11 protein-coding genes are annotated in these 10,122 nt (G+C 66.0%); 9 read left to right on the forward strand and 2 right to left on the reverse strand.

What is annotated here, in order from left to right; genetic code table 11:
- The 8 genes from JHD80_RS25425 to JHD80_RS25460 all read left to right on the forward strand — a co-directional run.
- The coding region (locus JHD80_RS25425) for a type I methionyl aminopeptidase (RefSeq protein WP_199093095.1) at positions 1-434 on the forward strand (434 nt) is incomplete at its 5' end.
- Positions 431-1,168, forward strand: a complete 738-nt coding sequence (gene radC / locus JHD80_RS25430) for a RadC family protein (protein WP_199093097.1) — start codon at positions 431-433, stop codon at positions 1,166-1,168. The genes JHD80_RS25425 and radC, both read left to right, overlap by 4 nt.
- Positions 1,168-1,536, forward strand: a complete 369-nt coding sequence (locus tag JHD80_RS25435; protein ID WP_199093100.1) for a DUF488 domain-containing protein — start codon at positions 1,168-1,170, stop codon at positions 1,534-1,536. Before radC ends, JHD80_RS25435 begins: the two co-directional genes overlap by 1 nt.
- A gap of 206 nt (positions 1,537-1,742) precedes the next feature.
- Positions 1,743-3,158: a circularly permuted type 2 ATP-grasp protein gene (locus tag JHD80_RS25440; protein ID WP_199093102.1), complete on the forward strand. Its 1,416-nt coding sequence runs from the start codon at positions 1,743-1,745 to the stop codon at positions 3,156-3,158.
- Between the two features lie 73 nt (positions 3,159-3,231).
- On the forward strand, positions 3,232-4,173 hold the full coding sequence (locus JHD80_RS25445) for an alpha-E domain-containing protein (protein ID WP_199093105.1): 942 nt from the start codon (positions 3,232-3,234) through the stop codon (positions 4,171-4,173).
- A gap of 65 nt (positions 4,174-4,238) precedes the next feature.
- Positions 4,239-5,066, forward strand: coding sequence for a transglutaminase family protein (locus tag JHD80_RS25450; protein ID WP_199093107.1), 828 nt, complete (start codon positions 4,239-4,241; stop codon positions 5,064-5,066).
- A gap of 56 nt (positions 5,067-5,122) precedes the next feature.
- Complete coding sequence (locus JHD80_RS25455; RefSeq protein WP_199093109.1) at positions 5,123-5,872, forward strand: peptidase; 750 nt, start codon at positions 5,123-5,125, stop codon at positions 5,870-5,872.
- Positions 5,873-6,009: 137 nt separating this feature from the next.
- Positions 6,010-8,187: a putative bifunctional diguanylate cyclase/phosphodiesterase gene (locus tag JHD80_RS25460; RefSeq protein ID WP_199093112.1), complete on the forward strand. Its 2,178-nt coding sequence runs from the start codon at positions 6,010-6,012 to the stop codon at positions 8,185-8,187.
- Between the two features lie 30 nt (positions 8,188-8,217).
- Here the strand turns inward: JHD80_RS25460 and JHD80_RS25465 are convergent, their stop codons facing one another.
- Positions 8,218-8,817 (reverse strand): exopolysaccharide biosynthesis protein, encoded by a 600-nt coding sequence (locus JHD80_RS25465; protein WP_199093114.1) that lies wholly within the window; start codon positions 8,815-8,817, stop codon positions 8,218-8,220.
- A 118-nt stretch (positions 8,818-8,935) separates the two neighbouring features.
- Positions 8,936-9,205 carry an usg protein gene (locus JHD80_RS25470; RefSeq protein WP_199093116.1) on the reverse strand — a complete coding sequence of 90 codons (270 nt, stop codon included), beginning with the start codon at positions 9,203-9,205 and terminating at the stop codon, positions 8,936-8,938.
- 169 nt (positions 9,206-9,374) lie between these two features.
- Here JHD80_RS25470 and bcsS point away from each other — a divergent pair, with 169 nt between their 5' ends.
- Positions 9,375-10,097 carry a cellulose biosynthesis protein BcsS gene (bcsS, locus tag JHD80_RS25475; protein WP_199093118.1) on the forward strand — a complete coding sequence of 241 codons (723 nt, stop codon included), beginning with the start codon at positions 9,375-9,377 and terminating at the stop codon, positions 10,095-10,097.
- Positions 10,098-10,122 lie beyond the last annotated feature (25 nt).

Here is a 10,122-nt window from a genome sequence, read left to right on the forward strand (position 1 = left end):
CGCGGAAGGCCGAGCGTCTGGTCGAGATCACCTATGAGAGCCTGCAGCGCGGCATCAAGGCGGTGCGCGCCGGCGCCACCACCGGCGATATCGGTTTCGCCATCCAGCGCTATGCCGAGGCCGAGCGCTGCTCGGTGGTGCGCGACTTCTGCGGCCACGGCATCGGCCAGCTCTTCCACGACGCGCCGAACATCCTGCATTACGGCAGCCCCGGCGAGGGCGTGCTGCTGAAGCCCGGCATGGTCTTCACCATCGAGCCGATGATCAATCTCGGCAAGCCGGGCGTGAAAGTACTCTCGGACGGCTGGACCGCCGTGACACGCGACCGCTCGCTCTCGGCCCAGTTCGAGCATCAGATCGGCGTCACCGAGCAGGGCTGCGAGATCTTCACGCTCTCGCCCGCCGGCCTCGGCAATCCGCTCGCCGCAAGATGAGCGTGGGCATCGGCAAGGGACCGCGTAAAGCGCCCTCGCCGGCCGCCGTCACCGATGCCGGTACGCCGCATTACCACGGCCACCGCGAGCGCCTGCGCGCCCGCTTTCAGGAAGCCGGGGCCGAGACGCTGCCGGATTATGAGCTGCTGGAGCTTTTGCTCTTCCGCTCGATCCCCCAGCGCGACGTCAAGCCGCTTGCCAAGGACTTGATCCAGCGCTTCGGCTCCTTTGCGGAAGTGCTGGGCGCCCCCGCGTCGCGCCTCACCGAGGTAAAGGGCGTCGGCGAAGGCGTCGCGCTCGATCTCAAGATCGTCGAGGCCGCCCTGAAGCGCATGGCCAAGGGCGCGGTCGGCAAGCGGCCGGTCCTCTCCTCCTGGTCCTCCGTGCTGGACTATTGCCGGATGGCGATGGCCTTCGCCGAGCGCGAGCAGTTCCGCATCCTCTTCCTCGACAAGAAGAACACGCTGATCGCCGACGAGGTGCAGCAGACCGGTACGGTCGACCATACGCCGGTCTATCCGCGCGAGGTGATGCGGCGCGCGCTCGAACTCTCGGCGTCCGCGATCATCCTGGTCCACAACCACCCGTCGGGCGATCCCACGCCGTCCGGCGCCGACATGCGGATGACGCGCGAGCTGGTCGACATCGCCAAGCCCCTGGGAATCGCGATCCACGACCACATCATCGTCGGCCGCGACGGCCATGCCAGCTTCCGCAGCCTCGGGCTGATCTGATGACGCCGCTCACCGTCAAGCGCGTCTACGATCCCCCTGCCCCCGGCGACGGCACGCGCATCCTGGTCGACAGGCTCTGGCCGCGCGGCGTCGCCAAGGACCGGATCGACCTCTGGCTCAAGGATCTCGCGCCCAGCGACGCCTTGCGTCACGAGTTCCATGGCCATCCAGAGCGCTGGGACGAGTTCTGCGCCGCCTATGCGACCGAGCTCGGCAGCCCGTCGGCTCAGGCGGCGCTCGCGACCCTGGCGGCTGAACGGAAGAGGGGCCCGGTCGCCCTGCTCTATGCGGCGAAGGACGAGGAGCGGAACAACGCGCTGGCCTTGCGCCTGTGGCTGGACGGACGCGCGAATTCGGTCCAAGAATAGCGCAGGCATGGCCGCCGGCGTGGCGCGACGAAGGAACAGCCGCGTTCTGCGGGCGGGTTCATCTTTGCCGAGATCAACTAAAGCGAACTGTACCTGATCAATACTGCCCATGAAAAAGGCAGACCAGATCAATTGCGCGCCTATTCTCCCTCTTCCCGAACGCCCGCGAATGCGCATAGGCTGGTTTCAACGGGGAAGAGGGCTGCATGGTCGCATTCGATGAAATGACCGGTTCGGGCACCGAGCTGAGGCCTGCCTACGCGGCTTTGGATCGCTGGCTGAAGGAGGCGCCGCCGGAGATGCTGGCGCTCAGGCGCAGCCAGGCTGAGCTGTTCTTCCGCCGCATCGGAATCACCTTCGCGGTCTATGGCGACGAGGAATCGACCGAGCGCCTGATCCCCTTCGACATCATCCCGCGCGTGCTGACCAAGCCGGAATGGACGAAGCTGGAGGCCGGCCTGCGCCAGCGCGTCACCGCGCTCAACATGTTCCTGGCCGATGTCTACGGCCCCAAGGAATGCCTGAAGGCAGGCATCATCCCGCCAGATCTGGTCTATCGCAACGCCTGCTACCAGCTCGAAATGGTCGACTTCAAGGTCCCGCACGACATCTACTGCCATATCGCCGGCATCGATGTGGTGCGCGTCGACGCGGATACCTTCTACGTCCTGGAGGACAATGCCCGCACGCCCTCCGGCGTCTCCTACATGATGGAGAACCGCGAGGTTATGCTCCGGCTCTTCCCGGAGCTGTTCTCGACGCATCGCGTCGCGCCGGTCGACAACTACCCGGACCAGTTGCTGGCGACCCTGCGCTCGGTCGCGCCGCGCAGTTCTTCGTCGGACCCGACGATCTGCCTGCTCACGCCCGGCCAGTACAACTCGGCCTTCTACGAGCACTCGTTCCTGGCCGACAAGCTCGGCGTCGAGCTGGTCGAGGGCTCGGACCTCCTGGTCAAGGACGACGTCGTCTACATGCGCACGACGCAAGGGCCGAAGCGCGTCGACGTGATCTACCGGCGCATCGACGACGACTTCATCGACCCCCTCGCCTTCCGCAGCGATTCCGTGCTCGGCGTCCCCGGCATCATCGGCGCCTACAAGGCCGGCAATGTCACGCTGGCGAACGCGGTCGGCACCGGCGTCGCCGATGACAAGGCGGTCTACAGCTATATGCCGGAGATCGTGAAGTTCTTCACCGGCGAGGAGCCGATCCTGAAGAACGTCCCGACCTACAGATGCCGCGAGCCCGAGGCCAACGCCTATGTCCTCGACAATCTCGAGAAGCTCGTCGTCAAGGAGGTCAACGGCTCGGGTGGCTACGGCATGCTCGTCGGCCCGCACGCCAATAAGGCGCAGATCGAGACCTTCCGGCGCAAGCTCAAGGCGAGCCCCGAGGGCTTCATCGCCCAGCCGACGCTCGCGCTGTCGACCTGCCCGACCTTCGTCGCCTCCGGCGTGGCGCCGCGCCATGTCGACCTGCGCCCTTATGTGCTTTCCGGCGCCAACGGCATCTCCTGCGTGCCGGGCGGCCTGACCCGCGTCGCGCTCAAGGAAGGTTCGCTCGTCGTCAATTCCAGCCAGGGCGGCGGCACCAAGGACACCTGGGTGCTCGACGCATGACGGACTCGCCTACCGCCCCGCCTGCTCTTCTCCCGAAACAGCCTGCCATCCCGCGGAAAGGCACACGCTGACCATGCTTTCGCGTACCGCAGACAGCCTCTACTGGGTTTCCCGCTATGTCGAGCGGGCCGAATATCTCGCCCGCATCCTCGACGCCACGACACGCCTGACCAACCTGCCGACGACCTATGGCGGCGCCGGCACGGAATGGCAGAGCGCAGTCCTCACCGCCGGCTGCGAGGAGGCCTTCGCCAAGGCTTATGGCGAGGCGAACGAACGCAACGTCTGCGATTTCCTGACCTTCAATCCGGACAACCCCTCCTCGATCCGCAACTGCCTGGCCCAGGCACGCTCCAACGCGCGAGCCGTACGCACGGCACTGACGTCGGAGATGTGGGATGCGCTCAACGGCGCCTGGCTGGAGCTGCAGCGCTTCGAGAAGAAGCGCATGGACCGCGAGGAATTCGCCCGCTTCCTCGACTGGGTGAAGAACGTCTCGCTGGTCTTCGACGGTTCGGCTTACCGGACCATGCTGCGCGACGACAGCTACTGGTTCTCGCGGCTCGGCGTCTATCTCGAGCGCGCCGACAACACCGCCCGCATCCTCGACGTGAAATATCATGTCCTGCTGCCGGCCGACGAGCAGGTGGGCGGTTCGCTCGACTATTTCCAATGGACGACGGTGTTGCGCGAAGTCTCGGCGCTGACCGCCTATCACTGGGTCTATCGCGAGGCGGTGAAGCCGATCCTGGTCGCCGACCTTCTCGTGCTGAACCGGCGCATGCCGCGCTCGCTCGCCGCCTGCTACGAGAACATCTCGCGCTTTCTCGATGCGCTCGGCGACGCCTATGGCCGCCAGGGGGCAGCCCAGCGCCAGGCCCGCAAGACGCTGGCCAGTCTCAGCAACACGCGGATCGACGATGTCTTCGTGCACGGGCTGCATGAATTCATCGAGGAGTTCATCACCGAGAACAACCGCCTCGGCCACACCATCTTCGAGCAGTATCTGCAATGATCTGTTCGCCCGCGCTCAAGCTCTCTGCGGCGGCGCGGCTGCCCTAAACCTGCCCGGACTGGACCATGCGGATCAGGATTTCCCATACGATCGGTTACGACTATGCCGAGCCGGCACGCCATATCACGCAGATCCTGCGGCTGACCCCGCGCGACCATGACGGCCAGCACGTCATGTCATGGCGCATCGAGCCGAATGTCGACGGCCGCCTGCGCGCCACGCAGGATGCCCATGGCAACATCGTGCACTCGTTCTATGCCGATGGCCCGATCTCCTCGCTCGCCATCCGCATCGACGGGCTGATCGAGACGGTCGATCTCGCCGGCGTCGTGCGCGGCGGGCTGGAGCGCGTGCCCTGCGAGGTCTATTGCCGCGACACCTTGCTCACGCAGCAGGACGAGGCGCTGCGCAGCTTCGCCGAGGAGGTCACGGCCGGTGCCGGCACGCCGCTCTCGCGCATGCATGCGCTGATGAACGCCGTCAGCGACCGTATCGATTGCGTCGAGGCCAGCGGCCGCACCGGCGTCGGCGCAGCCCAGGCCTTTGCCGCCCGCGAAGGGATCGCGCAGGACGTCGCCCATGTCTTCATGGCCTGCGTCCGGCATCTCGGCCTGCCCGCCCGCTATGTATCGGGCTATGTCGCGCAGTCCGACAGCCTGCCGCTTGGCAACGGCGCCCATGCCTGGGCCGAGGTCCATCTCGACGACTACGGCTGGATCGGCTTCGACTGCGCCAATGCGCTTTGTCCGATCGACACGCATGTGCGAGTTGCGATAGGGCTCGACTACGCGGATGCCGCGCCAGTGCGCGGTTCGCGCCAGGGCGGCGAAGGCGAGAACCTCAACGTCCTCGTCAGCGCCCGCGAGGCCGAAGGCCGCTTGGCCAATCAATAACCCTCCTTCCGGCGAGCATCGCCGGGACGGCAGGGCAAGAAGACAGGACCGAACCCGTGACCTATTGCGCCGGAATCCTCGTGCAGGACGGGCTCGTCATGATTGCCGACACCCGCACCAATGCCGGGCTCGACGACATCTCGACCTTCCGCAAACTCCATGTCTTCAACTGGCCGGGCGACCGCAATTTCGGCCTGATGACCGCCGGCAACCTCTCGATCACCCAGTCGGTTGTCAGCTTCCTGCACGAAGGCCTGCCCAATCCCGAGACCGGCGAACTCGACACGCTGCAGAACGCGAGCTCGATGTTCAGGGCGGCCCAGCTCGTCGGCCGCTGTATCCGCCATGTCCGCGAGATCGACGGCCCGGCTCTGGAGGACGCCGGCGTCAAGTTCGAGATCGGGATGCTGTTCGGCGGCCAGATCAAAGGCCAGCCGATGCGCCTGTTCATGGTCTACAGCGCCGGCAACTTCATCGAATGCGGCATCGATTCGCCCTTCCTGCAGATCGGCGAGCACAAATACGGCAAGCCGATCCTCGACCGCGCCGTGACCTACAAGACCCATCTCTACGATGCCTTGAAGGTCGGACTGATCTCGATGGATTCGACCATGCGCTCCAATCTCGGCGTCGGCCTGCCGATCGACCTCGTCGTCATCAGGCGCGACGCCGACGATTTCGAGCTCAACCGCCGGATCGAGGCGGGCGAGCCCTATTTCCACGACCTGCGCGAGCGCTGGTCCGCCGCGCTGCGGGCGGCCCATATGGCGATCCCTCGCCCGCCCTATGCGCCTCCGGGCGCTTGACCGCGCACACACCCCTGCGTCAGGCAACGGGATGTCAACACTTCCGGCCTTAAGTCGCAGTACGAAGACAGATTTCTGGACGAATAATGCCCGCATTCACCGCCGCGAAGATGACGAATGCGGGTTCTTCCGCTCGCATGTTCGCGAGCACGGTCGTGACGCTGGGCTGTGCTTTCCTGCTGCTGATGGCGGCGGGGATCGGCGTCGTCGTCGCCATCACCCGCGAAGCCAATCGGCTCGAGGCGCAGCGCCAGGGTGAGCGGATCGAGGCCGCCGTCAACGCCCAGATCAAGCTGAGCGAACTACGGCTGGAGCGGCTCGTGGCAGCCGGCGACCTGCCCGAAACCCTGCAGCAGCCCGGCCCTCCCTCGGTGCTTCAAGCAGCCCTCAAGCGCCTCGGCAGCCAGTTGATGGATTTCGACGGCGCCTATATCGACGGCACCGGCGGAGCCGTGCTCGCCTGGGTCGAGAACCCGACCAGCATCGACCACGCCTCGCTGGAAGGCCCGCGCCATATCGAGGCACTGCAGCGCAGCGCGAAAAGCTCATTCGTCGCCAGCGTGATCGGCGACGAGGTCTCGCCCCAGTTCGGCGCGGCCCGCTCGACCATCACCACCGACGGCGACGAGACCCTCATCCTGACAGTGATCGATCTCTCGCGGATGGCCTCGTTCAGCTCCGGAACCAGCCCGACGCCGCTGTCCTTCGTCGCCTATCGGCACCTGTCCAGCGCCATGCTCTCGGACCTCGCCGACCGCAATCGCATCGCCGATATCGAGCTCGTGACCTCGCCGCCGGCCGATCCGCTGTCGAAGCTGGGCCTGCGCACGGCCGACGGTAAGATCGGCGCGTGGCTGACCTGGTCCCCGGCGCGCCCCGGCGACGTCATGCTGCGCCGTTTCCTCTGGGCCCTCATCGCGGTCGCGCTGCTCTTCTCCGCGATCTTCGTCTTCGTGGTCCAGCGCCTGCGCGCCTCGGCCGAGCAGATCGAACTGCGCGAACGCCAGATCCAGCGCCTCGCCGGACAGGATGAGCTATCACTGCTGCCGAACCGCCGCAGCTTCGACCTGACGCTCGACCAGACCCTCGCCCATATCCACGATGACGGCCCGAGCCTCGCCGTGCTTCTGATCGATCTCGATCGCTTCAAGGCCGTCAACGACACCTATGGACACACCGCCGGCGACGAGCTGATCCGCCAGGTCGCAATCCGCCTCTCCGGCGCGGTCCAGGTCGGCGACACGGTCGCGCGGCTCGGCGGCGACGAGTTCGGCATCATCCAGACCCATTCCGCCACGCCGGCCGGCTGCGCCGCGCTGGGCGAGCGCATCCTCGCCAGCCTCACCGAGCCGTTCACGATCACCGGCGCCGAGGTCACCATCGGCTCCTCGATCGGCATCGCCATGGCGCCGCGCGACGGCACCAGCCGCGAAGCCCTGCTCAAGCTCGCCGATACCGCGCTCTACGAGGCCAAGAACAGCGGCCGCAACCGCTATGCCTTCTTCGAATCGCAGATGAACCGCTCGATGCAGTTGAAGCGCATGGTCGAGGACGACCTGCGCCACGCCATCGACAACGACCAGCTGATGCTGCACTACCAGCCTCAGGTCTCCGTGGATGGGTCGACCATCGTCGGCGTCGAGGCGCTGGTCCGCTGGCAGCATCCGGCCCACGGCATGATCCCGCCCTCGGACTTCATCGCCATCGCCGAGGAGCGCGGCCTGATCGTGCCGCTGAGCGAATGGGTGCTGCGGCGCGCCTGCACCGAGGCCAAGCGCTGGAAGGGCATCCGCCTCGCCGTCAACGTCTCGCCGATCCAGTTCCGCCACAAGGACTTCGTCGCGAACGTCATCCGCACCATCGCGGAGACGGATTTCGACCCGGCCCAGCTCGAGCTCGAACTGACCGAGGGCGTGCTGATCGAGGATGCCGACGCCGCCGAGGCCGCGATGATGGACATCCGCGCGCATGGCGTCGGCCTTGCGCTCGACGATTTTGGCACCGGTTATTCGAGCTTGATCTATCTGCGCCGCTTCGCCTTCGACAAGATCAAGATCGACCGGTCCTTCCTCGAATACATGGAAGCGACCGGCGAATCCGCGATCCTCGTCCACTCCATGGCCCATCTCGGCCGCGCTCTCGGCCTGCGCGTCTGCGCCGAGGGCGTCGAGACCGCCGAACAGCATCGCTTCCTGCAGGCGATCGGCTGCCACGAATTGCAGGGCTTCCTGTTCTCCAAGGCCGTGCCGGCGACGGAGATCGACCGCCTGCTCGGCCTCGACAATCCCTTCGCCGAAATCCTCGCTGCCGCCTGACGACCCACGAGCCGGACGGGCGGCGTATCTCTAGAAGAACAGCTCGTGGATGCCGCTGAAGATCGCGTAGGCAAAGCCTGCGCTGAGCAGCAGGCCGGCGGCACCGACCACCGCTCCGATGATGATCAGCACCCCGTCGCGCTCGACGAGGCCGAGCCCGACGAGGCAGACCGCAAGCCCGAGCGGGATCTGGCCGATGAACGGGGCGGCCACGATCAGGCCGAGCGCGAGGATCAGGATCACCAGACCGAGCACCGGAATGGCCCAGCGTCCGCCCAGCATGGTCAGGCGCGGCTGCGAGAAGCGCTCCAGCCAGGTCAGCGCCGGCAGCGCCCGCGCCACCGCACGGTTGAGCTCCGGCTTGCCGATGCTGCGCTTGAGCAGCGCCTGCGGCAGCCATGGCATCCGCCGCCCGGTGAGCATCTGCACGGCGATGAAGGCGAGCACCAGGCCGCAGACCAGCGGGATCGGCGGCGGCATCGGCAGGCAGTTCGGTAGCCCGAGCAGCACGACGAGCAGCGCATAGGCCCGATCCTGCAGCGCCGAGACGATCGTGCCGACGGCGATGCGCTCCCCGGGCAGACCCGCCAGTGCCGTCAGAAGTCCGGATGTACGCAGAGGAGATGACAAAGGAACAGGCCGTACCGAGGCGGAAGCGCCCGCCTAGCACGGCCGGACATCTACCAACAAGCGAGCCGGACGCAGGTTTTCAATGCCCCTGGCTCAGGGCCGCAAGCAGGTGCAACGCTCAGTGCAGCGCGAACACGCCGTTCACATTTCGGAGTTCGGCCGGTTTGATCAGGCGTGAATGAGCGACGGTGACCGAATGGAGCGGCCCTTCCAGTTCGCGTTTCCAGAATTCAAGGAAGTCCTGAAGCACAGGAAAGCGTGGCGCCAGATCGTATTGCTGCCAGATATACGTCTGCAGGACGTTGAGGTGATCGGGCATGCGGTAGAGGATCGTCGCCGTGGTCAGCCCGTAGCCTTCGAGCTGCCGGATAAAATCGGTCGAAACCATCGCCACCTCCCCCTGTTACGGGCCGAAAGCTTTGCCGGATGGACCGAGCCTGCTCCCGTCTGGTTAACAAAGGCTTGCCAGCCTACTGCCAAACTGCTGCAATCCTGAGGCAGGCTTCCGGACAGGCAGCGTGCACGACGGGGCCGTGGGGGCTTGCGTGGCGTACCGAGTGGGCAAGGCCGGACTGGTCGGGCTGGCGATGAGCTTCGCTGCCGCCCCGCTTTGCACGGCCGTCGCCGAGGAAGAGGAGGAGGCCGAGCGCAGCCCGATCTCGATGGTGATCTTCGGCTCCATGGAAGCCGGGCCGACTAAGACCTTCCTCTCCGTCGGGATGAAACGCGCCATAGGCGGCGGTCTCGCGGACAGCGGCTTCCGTTTCTTCGTCAAGGCCGGCGGCGCACAGGAGCAGACCCGCCGCCACAAGCCGCATGGCGTGACCTACAAGGCTGAATCGCAGGCGTTGCTCGGCTACGAATGGCGCATCGGCGACAGCTTTCTCGCACTCTATGCCGGTTCGGATTCCGAGAGCGAGCAACGGATCGAATCCTTCGGCCCGTCCTTCGTCGCGACCCGTTACGGCGCGAGGGTCCAGGCCGATCTCTGGATCGTCCCCTCGCCCGGAACGGTCGTCCAGGCCAATGGCTATGTGTCCTCCTTGAACGGGCGATACTGGACGAGGATCGCGCCGGGCTGGCAGATGCCGGCTGGCTTCTATCTCGGCCCCGAATTCGAACTCTATCGCGAGCGCGATTATCGCAAGCTGCGTCTCGGCCTGCATCTCACAGGCCTGCGCTTCCTCGGCCTGGAATGGCGCCTATCCGGCGGCCTGCAATCGACGAGCGACCGATCCTCCGCCCTATACGGCACGCTTGGACTGCACTGGCTGCGCTAGAGCATTTTCGAGCGAAGTGGACACC

This window comes from Allobosea sp. ASV33, assembly GCF_016428755.1.
In the GTDB taxonomy this organism is placed as follows: domain Bacteria; phylum Pseudomonadota; class Alphaproteobacteria; order Rhizobiales; family Beijerinckiaceae; genus Allobosea.